Below are 23,021 nucleotides of genomic sequence, written 5' to 3' on the forward strand. Positions count from 1 at the left end.
TATGGCACGGGCTACGCCCGTGTTCGCGGCTGAAGCCGCTCCCACAGCTCAATCCGCGCAGCTTTTTAAGTTTTGTGGAAGACAGTTGCTCCCACTGTCTACCTATGGCCAGTTATTACCTTGCCATCTTCACTGTCCGCCTTGTCATACACCAAGGCTGGCAGTGGAGATGACACTGACAAAATTGGCCGAAGGTAGACTTGTGGGAGCGGGCTTGCCCGCGAAGCGCCGCGCGGGCGGCGCTCGATCTCAAGAGCACCATAAATGTCGAGACATGCACCCGTCAGCGGTAGAATCACCCAATTACCGCAGTCGCCAGGCCCGTCCGCCCCATGAACACCCAGAGCATCATCGTCCCGAAACTCTCCACCGTGCCGGTCCATGAAGCCCGTGCCCGGGCCATCCTGCGTTGGCTGGTGCGTGAAAAAGTGGTCGAGGAGCAACTGACCACCTGCGGTCGCACCGGCAACCGCATGGGCTATGCCCTGGCCGAAGGCGCACGCAAAGTCGCCCTGCATCCGCACAAGCTGCCCTTCGGCGAACCGATCAACGGCCTGGAAGTGGTACTCAAACGCTGCATCTATACCCCCCACGACGGTTTCCTCGAAGAAGCCGGTTGCCCCGAATGCCGCCGCGAGGTGGGTGAGCCCCTGTTCGAAAGCCTGGAAGAGTGGATGCCAGGGGTGAGCGACAACTTCACCTGCCCGCTGTGCGGCCATGAGGACGACATCAATGGCTTCATTTTCCTGCAGCCATGTGCCTTTTCCAACCTGGGTTTCATCTTCAACAACTGGGGCCAGGCCGGTTTCACCCAGGCCTTTCTCGACAGCTTCGCCGACTGGCTGGACCAGCCGGTGGCGGTGGTGCAGGTAAAACTGCCAGAACGCTGACCGAAGGCCCTTATTTTGCATTGAGCGGCGCGCCGTGGATGAGTATAATGGCGCGCTTCCATTTTTCCCGCCCGGGAGCCCCCGCGATGCTGCGTATCAGCCAAGAAGCCCTGACTTTCGACGATATCCTCCTTGTACCTGGCTACTCCGAGGTACTGCCCAATGAAGTCAGTCTCAAGACCCGTTTGACTCGTGGCATCGAGCTGAACATTCCCCTGGTTTCCGCCGCGATGGATACCGTGACCGAAGCGCGTCTGGCCATTGCCATGGCTCAGGAAGGCGGCATCGGCATCATCCACAAGAACATGACCATCGAACAGCAGGCCGGCGAAGTACGCAAGGTCAAGAAGTTCGAGGCTGGCGTGGTCAAGGACCCGATCACCATCGAAGCCGACGCCACCGTACGCGACCTGTTCGACCTGACCCGCCTGAACAACATTTCGGGTGTTCCGGTGCTGGAGAACGGCGACCTGGTCGGCATCGTCACCTCCCGTGACGTGCGCTTCGAAACCCGCCTGGATGCCAAGGTGCGCGAGGTGATGACGCCCAAAGAGCGCCTGGTCACCGTGCGCGAAGGCGCCGACAAGAACGAAGTCCGCGAGCTGCTGCACAAGCACCGGCTGGAAAAAGTCCTGATCGTCGACGACAAGTTCAGCCTCAAGGGCATGATGACCGTCAAGGACATCGAAAAGGCCAAGGCCTACCCGCTGGCCAGCAAGGACGACCAGGGTCGCCTGCGCGTCGGCGCTGCGGTCGGCACCGGCAAGGACACCGGCGAGCGCGTTGCCGCCCTGGTAGCCGCTGGCGTTGACGTGGTGGTCGTAGACACCGCCCACGGTCACTCCAAAGGCGTGATCGACCGCGTTCGCTGGGTGAAAGAAACCTACCCGCAAGTGCAGGTGATCGGCGGCAACATCGCCACCGGCGCTGCGGCCAAGGCCCTGGCAGAAGCCGGCGCCGACGCCGTCAAGGTTGGCATCGGCCCAGGCTCGATCTGCACCACCCGCATCGTCGCCGGTGTCGGCGTGCCGCAAATCAGCGCCATCGCCAATGTCGCCGCCGCACTGGAAGGCACTGGCGTGCCGCTGATCGCCGACGGCGGCATCCGCTTCTCGGGTGACCTGTCCAAGGCCATCGTCGCCGGTGCATCCTGCGTGATGATGGGTTCGATGTTCGCCGGTACCGAAGAAGCACCGGGTGAAGTCGAACTGTTCCAGGGCCGTTCCTACAAGGCCTACCGCGGCATGGGCTCGCTGGGTGCCATGGCACAGGCGCAAGGCTCGTCCGACCGTTACTTCCAGGACTCCTCGGCCGGTGCCGAGAAACTGGTCCCGGAAGGCATCGAAGGCCGTGTGCCGTACAAGGGCGCCCTGGCCGCGATCATCCACCAGCTGATGGGCGGCCTGCGTTCGTCCATGGGCTATACCGGCAGCGCGACCATCGAAGAGATGCGTACCAAGCCGGAGTTCGTGCGCATCACCGGTGCCGGCATGGCCGAGTCCCACGTGCATGACGTGCAGATCACCAAAGAAGCCCCTAACTACCGCGTAGGCTGAGGCTTTTAGCAACATTTGCATGCGGGGCTGTCACGACAGCCCCGCGTCGTTTCCGATTTCCACTGACGAGATTGAGTCATGGCCCTCGACATTCACGCTCACCGCATCCTGATCCTCGATTTCGGTTCCCAGTACACCCAGCTGATCGCCCGCCGCGTGCGCGAGATCGGCGTGTACTGCGAACTGCACCCGTTCGACATGGACGATGAAGCGATCCGCGAATTCAACCCGCGCGGCATCATCCTCGCTGGCGGCCCCGAGTCGGTCCACGAAGCCAACAGCCCGCGTGCACCGCAGGCCGTATTCGACCTGAACGTACCGCTGCTGGGCATCTGCTACGGCATGCAGACCATGGCCGAGCAACTGGGCGGCAAGGTCGAAGGTTCCGACCTGCGCGAGTTCGGTTATGCCCGCGTTGACGTGGTCGGCAAGAGCCGCCTGCTGGACGGCATCGAAGACCACGTCGACGATGACGGCGTACTGGGCCTGGACGTGTGGATGAGCCACGGCGACAAGGTCACCCAGATGCCGGGCAGCTTCAACGTTCTGGCCAGCACCCCGAGCTGCCCGATCGCCGGCATGTTCGACGACGCCCGCGGCTACTACGGCGTGCAGTTCCACCCGGAAGTGACCCACACCAAGCAGGGCGGTCGCATCCTGTCCCGCTTCGTGAAAGACATCTGTGGCTGCGAAGCCCTGTGGACCGCCTCCAACATCGTCGAAGACGCTATCGCCCAGGTGCGTGCCCAGGTCGGTTCGGCCAACGTCCTGCTGGGCCTGTCCGGCGGCGTCGACAGCTCGGTGGTTGCCGCGCTGCTGCACCGCGCCATCGGTGACCAGCTGACCTGCGTATTCGTCGACAACGGCCTGCTGCGCCTGCACGAAGGTGACCAGGTTATGGCCATGTTCAAAGAGAACATGGGCGTCAAGGTCATCCGCGCCGATGCCGAGAAGCAATTCCTCGACAACCTGGAAGGCGAAGCGGACCCGGAGAAGAAGCGCAAGATCATCGGCCGCACCTTCATCGACGTGTTCGATGCCGAAGCCAGCAAACTGGACAACATCCAGTTCCTCGCCCAGGGCACCATCTACCCTGACGTGATCGAGTCGGCTGGCGCCAAGAGCGGCAAGGCCCACGTGATCAAGTCGCACCACAACGTTGGCGGCCTGCCGGAGGAGATGAACCTCAAGCTGGTCGAGCCACTGCGTGAGCTGTTCAAGGACGAAGTACGCAAGATCGGCCTGGAACTGGGCCTGCCGTACGACATGGTCTACCGCCACCCGTTCCCAGGCCCGGGCCTGGGCGTGCGCATCCTCGGTGAAGTGAAGAAAGAGTACGCCGACATCCTGCGTCGCGCCGATCACATCTTCATCGAAGAGCTGCGCAAGGCCGACTGGTACCACAAGACCAGCCAGGCGTTCGTGGTGTTCCAGCCGGTCAAGTCGGTTGGCGTCGTTGGTGACGGCCGTCGCTACGCCTGGGTCGTGGCTCTGCGTGCGGTCGAGACCGTGGACTTCATGACCGCGCGTTGGGCACACCTGCCGTACGAGCTGCTGGAAACCGTCAGCGGCCGTATCATCAACGAGATCGACGGTATCTCCCGCGTTACCTACGACGTGTCGAGCAAACCGCCAGCCACCATCGAGTGGGAATGAGTTAAACCGCCAAGGGCGCCGCAAGGCGCCCTTGGCGTTAGCAAGGCTGAAGAGACCAGCTTGCTTCAGGCACGGGGGATCTTGATTTCCCGCATTCTGCGCAGGACGGCGAGCGCGATATGCAGATCGGAAAGGCGTTCGTAGGTGCGCTCCTGGATGGATGGCCATTCGGGGCGCACGACGGTGTAGCGATTGCCGTTTTGTCTAACCTCCGTCCGCTGCAGGATCATGTCTCGAGTGCGGTTGACGATCCATAGCCTTTCACCTTTCCGCTCCAGCGTATAGTCGCCTGGCCTCGCCAGCAAAGTCTCCAGATCAGGCTCTCGTCGATTAACTGGCTTGATCGTGGCTCGCAGCCTGAGGTCGCTTTTCACGCGCAAGACCTTGCCGTCCAGATCAACGAGGTCAGCGCCGGTATCTTTGCCCCAGGTTTCAGTTGCGTCGAGAGGCGCGTCCTCGACCCGCAGCCCAAGTACCCCTTCGAGTTCGGCCAGGCCCTTGACTGAGCCAATATTATTGGCGTGGCTATTACCCACCAGGGCTACCCAGTTGGTTGGGCCTCGCAGTGCCTGGTCTGCCTGGATAACTCGATGCGCATAGAAATTCATCATTTCCTGCCGGGTGATGTCCGGTACTACTCTCTGCCAGGCTTGACGGTAACTTGCCAGGCAATCTATCCCTTGAATGCGCACGCCGTTTTTTTGCGCTTCAAGGATGACCTGCCGAAACGTGTACCGGCCTGAGGCGTCAGTGTGATGGCCATCGTCCTGTATGGATATATACTCGTCCAACTCCGGGGGCAGGCGGCCGGTACGATTGAAGGTGTCCAGATGCGGCTGTTGAAAATCTGTCGTGTAATGCTCCAGGTAGAGCACCTTGACCTTCAACTTGCGTAACTGTTTCATGTTGTCGATCAGCAAGCGTTTGCTGGCCAACCCACTGTGTGATTCCCCTATGACCATGCCACGGCTGTTGTCGTAGATCGACTGCAGGATTTGTTTGGGTGGCGTTCCTTGCGGTATTGCAGGAATGGTCGGGCGTTCGGGTACGGTCACGGTTGCCATGAATTCGTGGGCATCGCTGGCCAATTGGTCGCGGATCATTTGAAAGCGATAGACGGCGTCGATTCGCTCGGGGTCGTGGATGGCCGCATGTGCGCCGCTAAGCTCTGCATCCCCCACATCGGTGAGCAGTGGACGCAGGTCGGCAGGAACTTCATAGCCTGTTTCGGCGAGTGGCGGCAAGTTGGAACCGGCTACGCGCCCCCAGATTCGGAGGCGCGGCAACATGCCGCCTTTGAGGCCCCCCCGGTTTACCAGGTACCACTGACCGTCGGCATCCAGGCGAATGGGTTGACTTCTGTAGAACGAGAATGGGTTATCGGGTGAAACGATGGACCATGATTTGAACTCGTTTACGTAGCGCACCTGATACGGCAGTTCATCGATCAGCACGTAAAATTGCCCATCCTGAGTATAAATGCCTTCGAATTCGCCTGTTCCTGGGCTGCCGGACAGTATTACGTTGGTTTCGAACGGGCTGAGCAGTTGGTGGTCGGCCTTGGGTTGGAAGGGCTCGGGTACCCACTCTTTGACGGCTTGGGCGACGCTTTCCGGCGTTTCGTCTTCGGTGGCGGGTTCGATGGACGGGACGCTTTCCTCGCCTGCTTCGCCAAGGTCTGCCAAGGGTTTGCCCGGTGCGCTGAGCAGGAAGGTGGCATTGAACAGCGTCTCGATAGCCGCCAGGATGGCACCGATCACGCCACCCTCGCGTTCCCGGGTGGTGTGGCCGTTGATCGCCTGATCGATGTTCAGGCCTGTGTCGGCGAGGCCTGCTCCCACAATGGCCAGTGCAACGGGCCAGTCCAGCGCTGCCAGCGGGCCGAATACCTTGAGTGAGGCGCTCAGGTAGCCGATCCACATCTGTTTGCGCAAATCGCCATTGGAACGCAGGGCAAAGTGTGCGTCATCCAGCATTCGCTGATGGGCCTTGTCGCGCAGCCAGCTGAACGCATCGCCGTGAATCTGTTTTGCAAGGGTATTGATACCCGAGTAGTCGTCCTGACCCCAGGCGCTGTAAAGCACATCGATCAAATGGTGGAGGCCTACGCGGTCGCTGCCTTCTTCGCGGTCGTCGAGGGAAAAGTGCGCCATGAAGCGGGCTCGATTTTCCGTATGGTTGCAGCTTTCGAGTACCCACCAGAACAGCGCTTGTTCATTGGCGAACAGGTGCAACCCATCCTCGTCTCCAGGGCTGTAGACCAGCTGGCTACCGTCCTCGAGCCGCATGCACAGCATGTCCGTTGCCACGTGCCCGCCGATGTCGAAGGCGCTGACCTGATCGTCGCCGCCAAGGGCCTGCTCTTGCCGCAGGGCCTCCATGGTCGGCGGCCAGGGCGCCTCGCCAACCAGACGCTGGATGGCTTGACGGCACCCCGTTGCCAGTATTGAAGAAGGCTCCCGGGCAATGGCTTCGAGTGCCTTGCTCATGAAATTGGCTTTGGCCAACAAGCGGAAGTCATCCGCATGGCTTGCCCAGAAATCCTTCAGCCGGGCCTTGAAATCGTTGGCGAAATCGATGTTCCAGAAGTAGTCCAATACGTCTTTGGGATCGAGACGAACCTCGTTATGTTCATCATAGGGCGCTGTGCCCGGACCCTTCGAATAGAAACCGACGAGGTAGCTGAGCAGGTCGGCGTTGTCCTGATCCTTGGCGTCGAACCGGTGCATGACCAGCTGGGGCAGGCTCAGCGATTCATAAGGCTCATCGAGGTGCTGCCAGCCATTGTAGGTTCGGGGGCTGCTGACAGCCGTATGAAACCTGTGAAGATAGACCTGGTCGGGATCGAGGGCCTGAAGGCCGTGCTGTTCGAGAATCCGTACCGCGACCTCTCGAGCCTGCTGGCGCATGTCCGGGCAGGCTTCGACTAATGTAGCGGCAAGTGAGCGTAAGGTCTGGTGATCGTTGGCAGGGCTGAGGGAGGAGGTCATCACATGCGTCCGTTTTGAGGGATGAGCCTGAGTGTTCACATGGATGCCGCTTTGCTTGTGGTACATATTGCTGAGCCGAAACTGGCTCCCTACTCGGTCCGAGCACTGTTCACTTAAAATTTGGTAAATGCAGGTGTATCGTATTCGCCCTTCATCGCCAGCCACTGCTGGCAGACTGATTGCGCCGAACACGAGGTACCCGCACCGATGTCCTTTACCCGTCGACAAATGCTCAAAGGCCTCACCGGCTTGGTTGTGGTTGGCCTTGGCGCCGGTGGTGTGGCCCGTTACTGGCTGGGCAAGGTCGAGGACGATAATGCCGGGCATGACTACGAGCTGATCGCTGCCCCCCTGGATGTGGAGCTGGTCACCGGCTTCAAGACCGAGGCATGGGCGTTCGGTCCCTCGGCCCCGGGTACCGAGCTGCGGGTTCGTCAAGGTACCTGGCTGCGGGTTCGCTTCATCAACCAGCTGCCGGTGGAAACCACCATCCATTGGCATGGCATCCGCCTGCCGCTGGAAATGGACGGGGTGCCCTATGTTTCGCAATTGCCGGTCAAGCCGGGTGAGTATTTCGACTACAAGTTTCGCGTCCCGGATGCCGGCAGTTATTGGTACCACCCGCATGTCAGCAGCTCCGAGGAGCTGGGGCGCGGGCTGGTCGGCCCGCTGATCGTGGAAGAGCGCGAGCCGACGGGTTTCAAGCATGAACGCACCCTCAGCCTCAAGAATTGGCACGTGGACGAGCAGGGCGCCTGGCTGCCGTTCAGCATTCCTCGGGAAGCTGCGCGCAATGGCACCGCCGGGCGGCTGATCACCATCAACGGCCAGGCCGGTTCGGTGACCGAACTGCCGGCCGGGCAGGTGGTGCGTGTGCGCCTGCTCAATCTGGACAACACCTGGACCTACCGCATCAACCTCAAGGGCAACTGCGAGGCGATGATCTACGCCCTCGACGGCAATCCGGTAACCCCGCGCCCGCTCGAAGACGATTACTGGCTCGGCCCAGGCATGCGTATCTGCCTGGCGATCCGCATTCCTCAGGCGGGCGAAGAAATTTCCTTGCGCGATGGTTTCGTGCGCCTCGGCACGTTGCGTTCGGTGGCCAGCAACGATGCGCCGAGCGACTGGCCGCCAGCCTTGCCGCCGAACCCGGTGGCCGAGCCTGACCTGGAGAATGCCGAAAAGCTGAACTTCAATTTCGAGTGGGTCGGCAAGGTGTCGGTCAACACCGAGAATGGCAAGCCGCCGAGCCTGTGGCAGATCAACGGGCAAGCCTGGGACATCACCGACAAGACCTGCGCCGACCGGCCGATCGCCACGCTGCAGAAGGGCAAGAGCTACATCTTCGAGCTGAAGAACATGACCCAGTATCAACACCCGATCCATCTGCATGGCATGAGCTTCAAGGTAATCGCCTCCAACCGCCACAAGATCGTCGAGCCGTGGTTCACCGACACCTACCTGCTGGGCAAGAACGAACGCGCCCAGGTAGCTTTGGTGGCGGATAACCCAGGCACCTGGATGTTCCACTGCCACGTCATCGACCACATGGAAACCGGCCTGATGGCCGCGATTGCGGTGGTCTGATGCGCCCGCAGATCATCGATCGCAGCCGCGATCAGGATTTCATGCGTCTGGCCCTGGCCTTGGCCGCCGAGGGCGCGGCCATGGGCGAAGTGCCGGTGGGGGCGGTGCTGGTGCAGCATGGTCAAGTGATCGGGCAGGGCTTCAATCGGCCCATCTTCGACAGCGACCCCAGTGCCCACGCCGAAATGGTCGCCATCCGCGCGGCGGCGAAATCCGCCAGCAACTACCGGCTGCCGGGCAGCACGCTGTATGTGACGCTGGAACCCTGCAGCATGTGTGCGGGGTTGATCGTGCATTCGCGGGTGGCGCGGGTGGTGTATGGCGCGCTGGAGCCCAAAGCCGGCATCGTGCAAAGCCAGGGGCAGTTCTTCGGGCAGGGCTTTCTCAACCATCGGGTGATGGTCGAGGGCGGGGTGCTGGCGGAGGAGTGCGGGCAGATCCTTAGCGAATTCTTCAAGGCTCGGCGGACAAAGGGTTAACCTGGTCTGGCCTCTTCGCGGGACAAGCCCGCTCCCACAGGATATGCGCAACATCTGTGGGAGCGGGCTTGTCCCGCGAGGAGGCCCGTGCAGTTTCACATCGGCGGCGACTGCTCGGTCGGCTTGTCCTTGTTGACTCCCGGCACATGCAGATTGCCCTCGGCCACCTGGCCTTCGAGCTGCGGCTGGGTCACCCAGGTGAGGATGTCGTAGTAGCGGCGGATGTTGGCCACGAAATGCACCGGCTCGCCGCCGCGGGCATAGCCGTACTTGGTCTGGCGGAACCATTGCTTCTGCGACAGGCGCGGCAGCATCTTCTTCACGTCCAGCCATTTGTTCGGGTTGAGCTTCTCGCGCCGGGCCAGGGTGCGGGCATCTTCCAGGTGGCCACTGCCGACGTTGTAGGCAGCCAGGGCGAACCAGGTGCGGTCCGGTTCCTTGATGCTGTCGTCGAGCTGTTCCTTGATCAGCATGAAGTACTTGGCGCCACCCTGGATGCTCTGTTTCGGGTCCAGCCGGTTGGACACGCCCATGGCCTGGGCCGTGCGCTGGGTGAGCATCATCAGGCCGCGCACGCCGGTCTTGGAGGTGACTTCCGGCTGCCACATGGATTCCTGGTAACCGATCGCTGCCAGCAGGCGCCAGTCGACCTGCTCGACCTTGGCGTAGCTTTTGAAATGTTTTTCGTACTTGGGCAGGCGCTGCTGCAGGTGTTGGGCGAAGGTGTAGGCGCCGACGTAGCCAAGTACGTCGACATGGCCGTAATAGCGGTCTTTCAGGCGCTGCAGAGTGCCGTTCTTCTGCGATTTGTCGAGAAACTCGTTGACTTCGTTGAGCAGGCTGTTGTCTTCGCCAGGGGCCACCGCCCAGCGCTGGTCGCGGGTTTCGCCGAGGTCGAAGGCCACGCGTACGTTGGGGAAGTACACCTGATTCATCGCCAGCTCGTTGGAATCGACCAGGGTCAGGTCGATTTGCCCTTCATCGACCATGCGCAACAGGTCGACCACCTCGACTGCGTCCGACTCTTCATATTCCAGGCCTGGGTACTGCCGCTTCAGATCGGCCAACTGGTCAGCATGGCTGCTGCCCTTGAGCACCATGATCTTCTTGCCCACCAGGCCCTTGGGGTCGGTCGGGCGCGAACGGCCATTGCGGTAGATGACTTGCGGAGTGACTTCCAGGTACGGGTGGGAGAATCGCGCCTGGGCCTTGCGCCGCTCGCTGGTGACCAGGCCGGCTGCCGCCAGCACTGGACCGGACGGTTTGCGCAGGTCGTCGAACAACTCGTCGAGGTTGTCGGCGGTCTCGATCTCCAGCTTGACCCCCAGATCATCGGCGAAACGCTTGACCAGCTCGTATTCGAAGCCGGTTTCGCCGTTGCGGTCCTGGAAGTAAGTAGCCGGGCTGTTGCGGGTGATCACGCGCAGCACGCCATCCTCCTTCACGCGCTCGAGGGTGCTGGGTTTTTCAACGCAGGCACCGAGCAGCAGAAAGAGTCCGGTTGCGAAAAGCCATTTGGCGCAACGCTGGCGCAAAGCAGTGTGGGCGAACATAGCTTGCAGTATACGCAAAGGATGAAGCCCGCCATATCTCGACATCCAATTGCTTGTCTGGTAGCAGCTGAAGCCCGGCACCGGTTTTTTTGACCTCGAAGTCCGGTTCCACCGCCCGGCAGCATTGGCTTCTGGCGGGTGCCGAAAGCCGTTGAATTAGGCTAGAATGCACGGCCTCTAAGCACACCCCTTCCTGAGGCTGTCCCGACGATGTTGATCCTGCGCGGCGCTCCTGCCCTTTCTGCCTTTCGCCACGGTAAATTACTCGAGCAACTGAGCCAGAAAGTCCCCGCTGTTACTGGTTTGTATGCCGAATTTGCCCACTTCGCCGATGTCGACGGCGAGCTGACCGCCGACCAGCAGCAGGTGCTGGGCCGTCTGCTCAAGTACGGCCCGAGCGTGCCGGTGCAGGAGCCGACCGGCCGCCTGTTCCTGGTCGTGCCGCGCCTGGGCACCATTTCGCCCTGGGCATCCAAGGCCAGCGACATCGCCCACAACTGCGGCCTGCAGTCGATCCAGCGCCTGGAGCGCGGTATCGCCTACTACGTCGCCGGTGACCTGAGCGATGCCGATGCCGCCGTTGTCGCAGCCGAGCTGCACGACCGCATGACCCAGCGCGTGCTGGCCCAGCTGGAGCAGGCATCCGACCTGTTCAGCCATGCCCAGCCCAAGCCGATGACCTCGGTCGACATCCTCAAAGGTGGCCGCGAAGCCCTGGCCAAGGCCAACATCGACCTGGGCCTGGCCCTGGCCGAAGACGAGATCGACTACCTGGTCAACGCGTTCCAGGGGCTCAAGCGCAACCCGAACGACATCGAGCTGATGATGTTCGCCCAGGCCAACTCCGAGCACTGCCGCCACAAGATCTTCAACGCCAGTTGGGACATCGACGGCCAGGCGCAGGAAAAAAGCCTGTTCGGCATGATCAAGAACACCTACCAGATGCACAGCGAAGGCGTGCTGTCCGCTTACAAGGACAACGCCTCGGTGATCGTCGGTAACGTCGCCGGCCGCTTCTTCCCGAACCCTGAGACCCGCCAGTACGGCGCGGTGCAGGAGCCGGTGCACATCCTGATGAAGGTCGAGACGCACAACCACCCGACCGCCATCGCCCCGTTCTCCGGCGCCTCCACCGGCTCCGGCGGCGAAATCCGCGACGAAGGTGCCACCGGCCGTGGCGCCAAGCCAAAAGCCGGCCTGACCGGTTTCACCGTTTCCAACCTGCGTATCCCGGGCTTCGAGCAGCCATGGGAACAGGCCTACGGCAAGCCGGAGCGTATCGTCGACGCCCTCGACATCATGATCGAAGGCCCGCTGGGCGGCGCTGCGTTCAACAACGAATTCGGTCGCCCGGCACTGACCGGTTACTTCCGTACCTTCGAGCAAAGCATCAACACCCCCCACGGCGAAGAAGTGCGCGGCTATCACAAGCCGATCATGCTCGCCGGCGGCATGGGTAACATCCGTGAAGACCACGTGCAGAAGGGCGAGATCACCGTCGGCGCCAAGCTGATCGTGCTCGGTGGCCCGGCCATGCTGATCGGCCTGGGCGGCGGCGCCGCTTCGTCGGTCGCCACCGGTGCCAGCTCCGCCGACCTGGACTTCGCCTCGGTGCAGCGCGAAAACCCGGAAATGGAGCGCCGTTGCCAGGAGGTCATCGACCGCTGCTGGCAGCTGGGTGACGAAAACCCGATCGCCTTCATCCACGACGTCGGCGCCGGCGGCATTTCCAACGCCTTCCCAGAGCTGGTCAACGACGGTGGCCGCGGTGGCCGCTTCGAGCTGCGCAACGTGCCCAACGACGAGCCGGGCATGGCCCCGCACGAAATCTGGAGCAACGAATCCCAGGAGCGTTACGTGCTGGCTGTCAGCGCGGTCGACTTCGAGCGCTTCCAGGCCATCTGCGAGCGCGAGCGCTGCCCGTTCGCCGTGGTCGGTGAAGCGACTGAAGAGCCGCACCTGACCGTCAGCGACAGCCACTTCGGCAACACCCCGGTGGACATGCCGCTCGACGTGCTGCTGGGCAAGCCGCCGCGCATGCACCGCTCGGTCACCCGCGAAGCGGAGCTGGGCGATGACTTCGACCCGAGCGAGCTGGACCTGGACAACGCTGTTCAGCGCGTCCTGAACCACCCGGCTGTGGCCAGCAAGAGCTTCCTGATCACCATTGGCGACCGCACCATCACCGGCCTCGTCGCCCGCGACCAGATGGTCGGCCCGTGGCAGGTTCCGGTGGCCGACTGCGCCGTCACCGCCACCAGTTTCGACGTCTACACCGGTGAAGCCATGGCCATGGGCGAGCGCACGCCGCTGGCCTTGCTCGACGCCCCGGCCTCCGGCCGCATGGCGATCGGCGAGACCCTGACCAACCTGGCTGCCGCGCAGATCGAGAAACTGTCCGACATCAAACTGTCGGCCAACTGGATGTCCGCTGCCGGCCACCCAGGTGAAGACGCCCGCCTCTACGACACCGTCAAGGCAGTCGGCATGGAGCTGTGCCCGGAGCTGGGCATCACCATTCCGGTCGGCAAAGACTCGATGTCGATGAAGACCAAGTGGAGCGAAGAGGGCGTCGAGAAGAGCGTTACCTCGCCGATGTCGCTGATCATCACCGGCTTCGCCCCGGTCACCGATATCCGCAACACCCTGACCCCGCAACTGCGCATGGACAAGGGCGAAACCGACCTGATCCTGATCGACCTGGGCCGCGGCAAGAACCGCATGGGCGCCTCGATCCTGGCCCAGACCCACGGCAAGATCGCGGCCCAGGCACCAGACGTCGACGACGCCGAAGACCTCAAGGCCTTCTTCGCCGTGATCCAGGGCCTGAACGCCGATGGCCACCTGCTGGCCTACCACGACCGGTCCGATGGCGGCCTGCTGACCACCGTGGTGGAAATGGCCTTCGCCGGCCACTGCGGCCTCGACCTGCAGCTCGACCCGCTGACTGACAACCGCAAGGACGTGCCGGCCATCCTCTTCAACGAAGAGCTGGGTGCGGTCATCCAGGTTCGCCAGGATGCCACCCCGGACGTGCTGGCGCAGTTCAGCGCCGCAGGCTTGGGTGAGGGTTGCGTGGCGGTGATCGGCAAGCCGGTCAACAACGCCGAAGTGTCCATCAGCCTGAATGGCGAAGTGCTGTTCGACGACGACCGCCGCATGCTGCAGCGCCAGTGGGCCGAAACCAGCTACCAGGTCCAGCGCCTGCGCGACAACGCCGACTGCGCCGACCAGGAGTTCGACGCGCTGCTCGAAGAAGACAACCCGGGCCTGTCGGTCAAGGTTGGCTTCGACGTCAACGAAGACATCGCTGCGCCCTACATCAAGAAAGGCGTGCGTCCGCAAGTGGCGATCCTGCGCGAGCAGGGCGTCAACGGCCAGGTCGAGATGGCTGCCGCCTTCGACCGCGCCGGCTTCGCCGCCATCGACGTGCACATGAGCGATATCCTCGCCGGCCGTGTCGACTTCGAAGCCTTCAAAGGCCTGGTCGCCTGCGGTGGCTTCTCCTACGGCGACGTGCTGGGTGCCGGTGAAGGCTGGGCCAAGTCGGCGCTGTTCAACGCCCGTGCCCGTGATGCCTTCCAGGCCTTCTTCGAGCGTACCGACAGCTTCGCCCTGGGCGTGTGCAACGGTTGCCAGATGATGTCCAACCTGCACGAGCTGATTCCGGGCACCGAGTACTGGCCGCACTTCGTGCGCAACCGCTCGGAGCAATTCGAGGCCCGCGTGGCAATGGTCGAGGTGCAGAAGTCCAACTCGATCTTCCTGCAGGGCATGGCCGGTTCGCGCATGCCGATCGCCATTGCCCACGGTGAAGGCCATGCCGAGTTCGCCAGCGAAGAGGCACTGCTGGAAGCCGACCTGTCCGGTTGCGTGGCCCTGCGCTACGTCGACAACCACGGCAAGGTCACCGAAGCCTACCCGGCCAACCCGAACGGCTCGCCGCGCGGTATCACCGGCCTGACCAGCCGCGACGGCCGCGTGACCATCATGATGCCGCACCCGGAGCGTGTGTTCCGCGCCGTGCAGAACTCCTGGCGCCCGGATGAGTGGCAGGAAGACGCCGCGCTGATGCGTATGTTCCGCAACGCGCGCGTCTGGGTGAACTAAGCGGGTGTACAAGCTCGCCTTCTTCGTCCCGGCCAGCCACGTCGACGTGGTCAAGGCCGCCGTGTTCGCCGCCGGTGGCGGGCGTATCGGCGACTACGACCACTGCGCCTGGCAAACCCTCGGCCAGGGCCAGTTTCGCCCGTTGGACGGCAGCCAGCCGTTCCTCGGGAAAACCGGTCAGGTTGAGGTGGTCGAGGAGTGGAAGGTGGAGTTGGTGGTGGCTGACGACCTGATCGCTCAGGTCGTCGCTGCGCTCAAGCAGAGCCATCCGTACGAGACGCCGGCCTATGAAGTCTGGCGCCTCGCCGACTTCTAGACTGCATCAGCTTCTTCGCGGGGCAAGCCCGCTCCCACAGGGATATCACAGGTCCGGAATCTTGTGAGACTCCTGTGGGAGCGGGCTTGCCCCGCGAAGAGGCCGTTTTAGCCAGCAGCAAGCCAACAGCCCCACCTCGAACAGCACCCACATCGGCACCGCCAGCATCGTCTGCGAAAACACATCCGGCGGCGTCAGAATCATCCCCACCACAAAGCAGCCGACGATCACGTAGGGCCTGCTGCGCCGCAACGTGGCCACATCGGCCAACCCCACCCAGACCACGATGAACGTCGCCACCGGGATCTCGAACGCCAGGCCGAACGCCAGGAACAGCGCCAGGATGAAGTCCAGGTACTGGCTGATGTCGGTCATCATCGCCACGCCATCCGGCGTCACGCTGGCAAAGAAACCGAACATCATCGGGAACACCAGGTAGAACGCGAACGCCATGCCGGCGTAGAACAGCACGATGCTCGACACCAGCAACGGCAGGGCAATGCGCCGCTCGCGGCGATACAGCCCCGGTGCCAGGAAGCCCCAGGCCTGGTGCAGCAGCAGCGGCATGGCCACGAACAGCGCGCACATCGCGGTCAACTTGAAAGGCGTGAGAAACGGCGAAGTGACGCTGGTTGCGATCATGCTGGCGCCTTCCGGGAGAAAGCGGCGCAGCGGTTCGGAGATCAGTGTGTAGAGTTGCTGGGCGAAGGGAAACAGCCCAGCGAACACCACCGCGATCAACAGCAGGCAACGCATCAGGCGCTTGCGCAGGTCGCGCAGGTGGTCGGTCAGCGGCATGCGTGCAGCAGGGTCCAGGGCAATGCTCATGAGGTGCTCTCCCGAGTCAGGTTGACCGGTTCTGCCTCAAGGCTGATGCCCTGGCGGATTTCCTGTTCAAGACGTTGCAGTGGCGCGCTGTCCAGATTGGGCATGTCTATTTCACGTTCCATCTGTGCGCGTAAACCGTGCATCGCCCTACGCGCCTGGCCAAGCCCCCGCCCCACTGTGCGCGCCGCCACAGGCAGGCGCTCCGGGCCGAGGACCAGCAAGGCGACGATGCCCACCAGCAGCAGCTCGCTGAAACCTACCTCGAACATCAGGCCTGCCGTTCCGCTTGGGGCTGTGGTGCCGCTTGGCTGGTCAAAGGTGGCTGCTGTACTTGAGCAGCGGGCGGTGTAGTGGTTTCGCCTTCACCGCCCATGGATTTGCGAAAGCCCTGGATCGCTTCGCCGACATCGCTGCCCAGGCCCTTGAGGCGCTTGGTGCCAAACAGCAGAAACACGATCAACAGTACGATCACCAGTTGCCAGATGCCGATGCCACCCATACCAACTACTCCTGTAAGGTCATGAAAAGAAAGGCCAATCCTGCCTCGCGCAGATGACGCCAACATGAATGCAAGGCGATTGCCATCCAACTGCAACAACCCGGGTGTTGACTGGCGCCTCGATCGAGCGCAAGGGTGGTTGCAGGATGGGCGGCAAGCGACAACAGGGCGCGGCACTGCTGATGGTGATGGTGGTGCTGGCAATGCTCGCTGCGGGCATGGCCTGGCTGGTGGAGGATGGTCGACGGCAGGTCGATGACGTGCAGCTTTTGCGCCAGCGGGTACAAGTACGGGCCATGGAACAGGCCGGGCTGGCGTATGCCGAGCAAGCCTTGCGCGACCCTGCCTGGCGCCTTAGCCCGTTGTTCTGGCAGGCGTTGCGCGGGCAGCCGCTGACCTACGATTTTGGTGCGGGCCAGGCGCAACTGCGGGTGCGCGACCAGCACACCTGCTTCAACGTCAATGCGTTGCTGGGGGCCGATGGCGAGCGGGCTGAGCGCCAGCTGCGGTACCTGCTGGGCGACGACATGGCGGCTGAACGCCTGGTCGACGCCTTGGCCGACTGGCTCGACAGCGACAGCGATGCGCGCCTGCAGGGCGCCGAAAGCAACCAGTACCTGCGTCAGCAACCACCACGCCTGGCTGCCAACCAGCCGATGCTGGAAACCAGTGAACTGAACCTGCTGCTGGTACCGGATGCTGCGCGACAAAGCCGCTACCCGATGCTGTGTGCGTTGCCGCAGACCACGGGCTGGCGCCTGAATGCCAATGCCCTGGGCCTGGAGCATCTGCCGTTGCTCGATGCGTTGTATGAAGGACGTTATTCGCGCTCGCTGCTGAGCCGAATCATCAGTGGCCGGCCGGCGTCTGGATATGAGGATGCGTCGGCGTTGCGCCAGGCGTTGGGAGCGGTGGATGACGAGACGTTCGAGCGGTTGAGCGAGGGGTTGCTGCTCAACAGTGGGCATTTTCTGTTGCAGCTGTCGTTTGAGGAGCAGGGGAGGACCATGCGCAGCGAGTTTCAGGTGGAGGCGCTGGGGGTGGTGCAATGGCATGCGCGGGTGCCGGCGCAGCAAGTGCGGGTGAAGAGTCGCGAGCCGATGCTCTGGTGAACCTTAATAGCCCTTTCGCGGGTCAAGCCCGCTCCCACAGGATGATCAACACGATCATTGTGGGAGCGGGCTTGCCCCGCGAAAGGGCCGGTACAGCCAGCCAAAGGCTGACTGCCCGGCAACCCATCAAACGGTCCGAGTTTCCCCGCCATCATCTCGCTGGATCATCACCGTCGAAGCCCGCGGCTGCACCGTGGCACCTGCCGGACTGACACCAGCGGCGATTGATAGAAGTATTTGGCAAGCCCGAGATACCTAGCATTTTTGCCAGTTTCATTAGAAACGATACGACAGGATCCTGACCTACCTGGCCCGGCGTTGAGCCGGGCCTTTTGGAGAGTCGCCCATGACCACTCCCACTGCCACCTCCCTGCACACCGGCACCCCGACGGTGCAGGTGTTTGACAACCGCAGCCTGACGATCCGCACCCTGCAGTACCACCGCCATCCCGATACTCCCTCGGCCACCGACGAACGTATCACCCGCCAGCACTATGATCTGCGCGGTTTCCTGGCCAGCAGCGTCGACCCGCGGCTGCTGGATGCCGGTAGCCCAAACTTCACCTACCAGTCAGACTTGGTCGGTACCCCTTTGCGTAGCGATAGCGTGGATGCCGGCACCACCGTGGCCCTGAGCGACATCGCTGGTCGTCCGCTGCTGGCGGTCAGTGCTACTGGGGTCACCTACACCAGGCGCTACGAGGCGGATATGCTGCCCGGCCGTCTGCTGGCGGTCATGGAGCAACCAGCTGGGGAAGCACTACGCATTACCGAACGCCGGGTCTGGGCCGGCAACACCCCGTCCGAGCAGGCTCTGAACCTGGCCGGGCAGTGCGTGCGTCACTACGACACCGCCGGACTGAATCAGCTCGACAGCCTGGCGCTGACCGGGGGACCACTGTCGGTTACCCGCCAGTTGCTACCTGATACGGCGACCGCCGACTGGCAGGGGGAGGACGAGTCGGCCTGGAACGACCTGTTGGCCAGCGAATGCTTCACCACGCTCAATACCGCCGATGCCCAGGGAGGCCTGCAGACCAGTACCGATGCCCAGGGGAATGGGCAGCGCCTGGCCTACGATGTGGCTGGCCAGCTCAAGGGCAGTTGGTTGACGCTGAAAGACGGTCAGGAGCAGGTTATCGTGAAGTCCCTGACGTACTCGGCGGCCGGGCAGAAGCTGCGCGAAGAACACGGCAACGGCGTAGTGACCAGCTACAGCTACGAGCCGGAAACCCAGCGCCTGGTGGCGATCAAAACGGAACGCCCCTGCGGCCATGCCGCCGAGGCGAAGGTGCTGCAGGACCTGCGTTATGACTATGACCCGGTGGGCAATGTGTTGCATATCAGCAACGATGCCGAGGCCACTCGGTTCTGGCGCAACCAGAAAGTGGTGCCGGAGAACACCTATGTCTACGACACCCTGTACCAACTGGTCAGCGCCACCGGGCGCGAGATGGCCAGCAGCGGTCAGCAGGGCAGCCACCTACCGCTGGCCATCGTCCCCCTGCCTGCCGACAACTCGACCTACACCAACTACACCCGCACCTACAGCTACGACACCGGCGGCAACCTGACGCAGATACGCCATAGCGCACCGGCGACGAGCAACAATTACACCACCGCCATCACGGTCTCGGACCGCAGCAACCGAGCAGTACTGAGCACTCTCACAGAGACCCCATCAGCGGTCGATGCCCTGTTCGATGCCGGCGGCCATCAGTACCAGTTGCAGCCGGGACAAACCCTGGCCTGGACCCCGCGGGGAGAGCTGCAACAGGTAACACCGGTGGTGCGCGAGGGACAGGCGTCCGATAGCGAATTCTACCGTAATGACGCCGGCAGCCAGCGCCTCCTCAAGGTGAGCAGCCAGCAGACCAGCGGCAGCACGCAGACGCAGCGTGTGTTGTACCTGCCGGGGCTGGAACTGAGGACGACTGCAAATGGCGGTACGGAAACGGAAAACATGCAAGTTGTTACGGTGGGCGAAGCCGGCCAGGCGCAGGTGCGGGTACTGTACTGGGTATCCGGCCTCCCGGCGGGCATGGGTAACAATCAGGCGCGCTACAGTTACGACAACCTGGTGGGCAGCAGCGGCCTGGAGGTGGATGGCAGCGGCAATGTGATCAGCCAGGAGGAGTACTACCCGTACGGCGGGACGGCGGTATGGACGGCGCGCAGCCAAGTGGAGGCGGATTACAAAACCATCCGGTACTCGGGTAAGGAGCGGGATGCAACGGGGTTGTATTACTACGGTTATCGCTACTACCAACCGTGGGTGGGGCGGTGGTTGAGTGCGGATCCGGCGGGGACGGTAGACGGGTTGAACCTGTTCAGAATGGTTGCGAATAATCCTGTTACCTACTTTGATGATGACGGCCGTATGCTAAAAAGTTTGACCAGTTTTCGCAGTAGAGAACAGGGAATAACAACAGTTTCTCAGGAACCCGACAATCTGGAAGAACCGGCGAGTGAAAGAATCAGCATAACCAGCATAAGTCTGACGCCTGGTCAAATAAGGCAGCACAAAAAAGCCATTTCAGAAGGGCAATACCCGCAAAATACCATCAGGTATAATTTTACCTCAGGTAAACAGGGCCTGCCGGAGCCCGATAACCTTCCATCTGACCTTTATAAAATGGGGGATAGTGAGACAGTTACGGGTAACTTTCTTTTCTCCATTGATAAACTTTCTAATTATAGCGGTGGAAAGGTAATTTACCGTGGCACAACCTTGCCGAAAGATATGTTTGAAAGCCTAAAGGTAGGATCATATCTGCAATCCCATCAACTCTCCTTCTCTAGTGAAAGCGATATGGTGTCGCGCACATTTATTGACTCTTCAAGCAAGGGCGAACAGTATCCGGTGCTGTTTAAATTGAGTGAAACCCCAAGTGACGCATTTAAAGAAGGCCTATTGTCAAGCGAGGCTTATGATGACCTTAAGTCGTCCCTGAGTAAGAAAGGTGTCAGCACGGCTAAAATGGCAGGAATCGGCTCAACCGTTAAAGAAGTGATTGCTTTGCCAGGGACGCTGTTTAGTGTAAGTAAAATAAAAAAAATAAAAAGCAATATTCATAAGGAGAAAATTTATCAGGTCGAGCTTAGGTATGTTTCCATTAATACAAGGGTTCATCGCCAAGCACTGTATTAACATTACAATAACTAGCGCCTGGCAACTTACCAAAATTATCAAATAAGTTGTCAGGCTGCGAAAGGGCCGCAAAGCGGCCCCATTGACAATGATGGATCAGGCAGTCCCGATCTCCCCGCCATCATCCCGCTGAATCACCACCGTCGAAGCCCGCGGCCGAACCGTGGCACCTGCCGGGGTCACATCCGTGGCCCTGTCGGTATACGGCCAGTTCTCTGGATGCTGGATATTCACGAACATCGATTTGTTATCCGGCGAGAACGCGATCCCGGTCACCTCGCAGCCGTTCGGCCCGACGAAGAAGCGACGCAGGTCTACCTGGTTCTGCGCATTGACCGGCACCTGCTTGCCAGCGCCATCCACCAGGTCGGTCGGAATCACCGCCAGCAACTGGTCGTTGGTGTAGTCGGTAAGGGTAGTCTCACCGTTGTCGGTCTCGAACCACAGCACGCCACGGCTATCGAAGCTCATGCCGTCGGGGCTGGCGAACTGGTTGAGTTCGGTCAGGCCCGAGCGGTTGATGTCCGCCGTACCGGCGGCGTTGGCGCCGAACACGAAGATGTCCCAGGTGAAGCTCAGCTGGTCGTCGCTGTCGTGCCAGCGAATGATATGGCCGTGGCGGTTCGGGCCACGCGGGTTGGCGGCGTCGACCTTTTCCGGGGTGCGTGCGCTGTTGTTGGTAAGGGTCAGGTAGACATCGCCATTGAGCGGGTTGACCGCCGTCCATTCCGGGCGGTCCATCGGCGTTGCGCCTACTGCATCGCCTGCACCACGGGTATTGAGGATGATACCCGGCAGGTCGCCATAGAGCGCGCCGAGGGTGCTGCCGGTGGTGGTCGGGGTGGCCACGTCGAGCAACAGCCACACGCCCGTGCCGTCGGCATTGAAGCGGGCCACGTAGAGCTTGCCCTGGTCCATGTACTTGGCACCCGTGGCCAGGCGGTCGGCGGGGGTGGCGTCAGCGGCATCCCACACGGCGGTGGAGACGAACTTGTACAGGTACTCGTTGTTGGAGTCGTCGCCCATGTACCAGACCAGCGGCTTGCCGGCTACCGGCAGGCCCGGGCAGCAGCCTTCGTGGCGGAAGCGGCCGAGGGCGGTGCGCTTGGTGGCCAGAGTGCTGCTGTTGTAGGGGTCGATCTCGACGATGTAGCCATAGGTGCTGGCTTCGTTGCGGTAGTCGTCGGTGGCGCTGGCGCCCTTGACCGTCACATCGAAACGGGCGAACTCGTCGCTCACTTCGGTGCTGTCACCGGCGGCGCTCTCCCACTTGTACTGGCCGCTGGAGGTGCCGACACCGATGCGGCGCTGATCTTCAGGGCGGGTGCCCTTGTTGACGAAGATGCCTGGCCAGTTCTCTTCGCAGGTCAGGTAAGTGCCCCACGGCGTGTAGCCGTTGCCGCAGTTGTTGTTGGTGCCGCGGCAATGGGTGCCGGCCGCCGAGTACTTGGTCTTGACGTGGTCGGTGCCACGCAGCGGGCCGGTGATTTCCATGCGCGAGGCGGTGGTGAAGCGGCGGTTGAGCGGGTCGTTGTCGACCACCTGCCAGCGGCCGTTGAGCTTCTGCAGGCGCACCACACCGGCGCCGTGGGCGTTGATCTCCTTGCGCACTTCCTCGGCCGGGCGCTTGCCGCTGACGTCGGTGGTCGGGCCGTTGGGGTGCAGGGCAGCGGCATCGATGTATTCGAAGTTGATTGCCAGCAAGCCGTCTTCGGAGCTGCCGTTGATGGGGAAGAAGTGCATGCCGTCATGGTGCATGCCCATGGCGTTGGCCTGGTCGGTCGAGGTGTTGCTGCCGTCCGATTTCCATGGGTTGCCGTTGCTGTTGATCGGCGTGCCCCACGGCGCCAGCACATAGGCGCTGTAGCCGGCGGCGACCACGCAGGCGTCGGTGCGCGAGCCCGGGATGGACTGGAAGCCCAGAGCCATTTTCGGTTCGGGCTCGGGCTCGGTTACCGGTGGCTCGGTCACAGGCGGTTCGGTGACCGGGTCGTCGTTGTCGGAACCGCCACCACCGTCGAAACAACCGCTCAGGCCGGTACCGGCGATCATGGCGATCGCGGCGCCGAGGCTGCCGCGCATCACGCTGCGACGGCTCAGGTAAGCGTCCATGACGCTGGCCATCGGCAGGTTGCCGCTCAGGTTGCGGTCCAGGTTATCGCCGGATTCTCGACTCATCAGGGTGTCCTTATTAGTGGCTGAGTTAGAGGAAACCGCGACTTTAGAGCGCAAGTGTGATGATTGATTGGCAGAAATATTTCCACCCTTTTAAAACTGTAAGTTCTTACTAC

15 protein-coding genes are annotated in these 23,021 nt (G+C 62.0%); 9 read left to right on the plus strand and 6 right to left on the minus strand.

Annotated elements, in window-relative coordinates; translation table 11 throughout:
- Window positions 1-332: 332 nt before the first annotated feature.
- The 3 genes from ACIPZF_RS21160 to guaA all read left to right on the plus strand — a co-directional run bounded on the left by ACIPZF_RS21160 (window position 333) and on the right by guaA (window position 4,102).
- Complete coding sequence (locus ACIPZF_RS21160; protein ID WP_400802801.1) at window positions 333-890, plus strand: sugar ABC transporter ATPase; 558 nt, start codon at window positions 333-335, stop codon at window positions 888-890.
- 86 nt (window positions 891-976) lie between these two features.
- Window positions 977-2,446 carry an IMP dehydrogenase gene (guaB, locus tag ACIPZF_RS21165; RefSeq protein WP_400802804.1) on the plus strand — a complete coding sequence of 490 codons (1,470 nt, stop codon included), beginning with the start codon at window positions 977-979 and terminating at the stop codon, window positions 2,444-2,446.
- A 78-nt stretch (window positions 2,447-2,524) separates the two neighbouring features.
- Entirely contained in the window at window positions 2,525-4,102 is a 1,578-nt protein-coding gene (gene guaA / locus ACIPZF_RS21170) for a glutamine-hydrolyzing GMP synthase (RefSeq protein ID WP_400802806.1), read from the plus strand.
- 65 nt (window positions 4,103-4,167) lie between these two features.
- Here guaA and ACIPZF_RS21175 read toward each other — a convergent pair whose 3' ends face one another.
- Complete coding sequence (locus tag ACIPZF_RS21175) at window positions 4,168-7,092, minus strand: dermonecrotic toxin domain-containing protein (RefSeq protein ID WP_400802809.1); 2,925 nt, start codon at window positions 7,090-7,092, stop codon at window positions 4,168-4,170.
- Between the two features lie 207 nt (window positions 7,093-7,299).
- Between ACIPZF_RS21175 and ACIPZF_RS21180 the strand changes: the two genes are divergently transcribed.
- Together ACIPZF_RS21180 and tadA are read left to right on the plus strand one after the other, a co-directional pair.
- Window positions 7,300-8,682, plus strand: a complete 1,383-nt coding sequence (locus tag ACIPZF_RS21180) for a multicopper oxidase family protein (protein WP_400802811.1) — start codon at window positions 7,300-7,302, stop codon at window positions 8,680-8,682.
- Window positions 8,682-9,161: a tRNA adenosine(34) deaminase TadA gene (tadA, locus tag ACIPZF_RS21185; RefSeq protein WP_400802814.1), complete on the plus strand. Its 480-nt coding sequence runs from the start codon at window positions 8,682-8,684 to the stop codon at window positions 9,159-9,161. Before ACIPZF_RS21180 ends, tadA begins: the two co-directional genes overlap by 1 nt.
- Before the next feature lie 95 nt (window positions 9,162-9,256).
- Here tadA and mltF read toward each other — a convergent pair whose 3' ends face one another.
- Window positions 9,257-10,714: a membrane-bound lytic murein transglycosylase MltF gene (gene mltF / locus ACIPZF_RS21190; protein ID WP_400803069.1), complete on the minus strand. Its 1,458-nt coding sequence runs from the start codon at window positions 10,712-10,714 to the stop codon at window positions 9,257-9,259.
- Window positions 10,715-10,924: 210 nt separating this feature from the next.
- Here mltF and purL point away from each other — a divergent pair, with 210 nt between their 5' ends.
- Window positions 10,925-14,824 (plus strand): phosphoribosylformylglycinamidine synthase, encoded by a 3,900-nt coding sequence (gene purL / locus ACIPZF_RS21195; protein WP_400802817.1) that lies wholly within the window; start codon window positions 10,925-10,927, stop codon window positions 14,822-14,824.
- 4 nt (window positions 14,825-14,828) lie between these two features.
- Complete coding sequence (locus ACIPZF_RS21200; protein ID WP_400802820.1) at window positions 14,829-15,140, plus strand: NGG1p interacting factor NIF3; 312 nt, start codon at window positions 14,829-14,831, stop codon at window positions 15,138-15,140.
- A 45-nt stretch (window positions 15,141-15,185) separates the two neighbouring features.
- On the opposite strand, the gene tatC is transcribed toward ACIPZF_RS21200, so the two are convergent.
- From tatC to tatA, 3 genes are read right to left on the minus strand one after another with little or no spacing between them, the layout of a single operon-like run.
- Complete coding sequence (gene tatC, locus ACIPZF_RS21205; RefSeq protein WP_400802821.1) at window positions 15,186-15,968, minus strand: twin-arginine translocase subunit TatC; 783 nt, start codon at window positions 15,966-15,968, stop codon at window positions 15,186-15,188.
- On the minus strand, window positions 15,965-16,237 hold the full coding sequence (gene tatB / locus ACIPZF_RS21210; RefSeq protein ID WP_400802824.1) for a Sec-independent protein translocase protein TatB: 273 nt from the start codon (window positions 16,235-16,237) through the stop codon (window positions 15,965-15,967). The genes tatC and tatB overlap by 4 nt, the downstream gene beginning before the upstream one ends.
- A complete protein-coding gene (gene tatA / locus ACIPZF_RS21215) occupies window positions 16,237-16,467 on the minus strand; it encodes a twin-arginine translocase TatA/TatE family subunit (RefSeq protein ID WP_400802825.1) in 231 nt (76 codons plus the stop codon). The genes tatB and tatA overlap by 1 nt, the downstream gene beginning before the upstream one ends.
- Window positions 16,468-16,613: 146 nt before the next feature.
- Here tatA and gspK point away from each other — a divergent pair, with 146 nt between their 5' ends.
- Window positions 16,614-17,579 carry a type II secretion system minor pseudopilin GspK gene (gene gspK, locus ACIPZF_RS21220; protein ID WP_400802827.1) on the plus strand — a complete coding sequence of 322 codons (966 nt, stop codon included), beginning with the start codon at window positions 16,614-16,616 and terminating at the stop codon, window positions 17,577-17,579.
- A 346-nt stretch (window positions 17,580-17,925) separates the two neighbouring features.
- Window positions 17,926-20,730, plus strand: a complete 2,805-nt coding sequence (locus tag ACIPZF_RS21225; RefSeq protein WP_400802829.1) for an RHS repeat-associated core domain-containing protein — start codon at window positions 17,926-17,928, stop codon at window positions 20,728-20,730.
- Window positions 20,731-20,826: 96 nt separating this feature from the next.
- On the opposite strand, the gene ACIPZF_RS21230 is transcribed toward ACIPZF_RS21225, so the two are convergent.
- The gene (locus ACIPZF_RS21230; protein WP_400802832.1) at window positions 20,827-22,908 is read right to left on the minus strand and encodes a PhoX family protein; all 2,082 of its coding nucleotides are present in this window, start codon (window positions 22,906-22,908) and stop codon (window positions 20,827-20,829) included.
- Between the last annotated feature and the right edge of the window lie 113 nt (window positions 22,909-23,021).

Origin of the sequence: Pseudomonas sp. NPDC089752 (assembly GCF_044748725.1) — a bacterium.
GTDB lineage: Bacteria > Pseudomonadota > Gammaproteobacteria > Pseudomonadales > Pseudomonadaceae > Aquipseudomonas.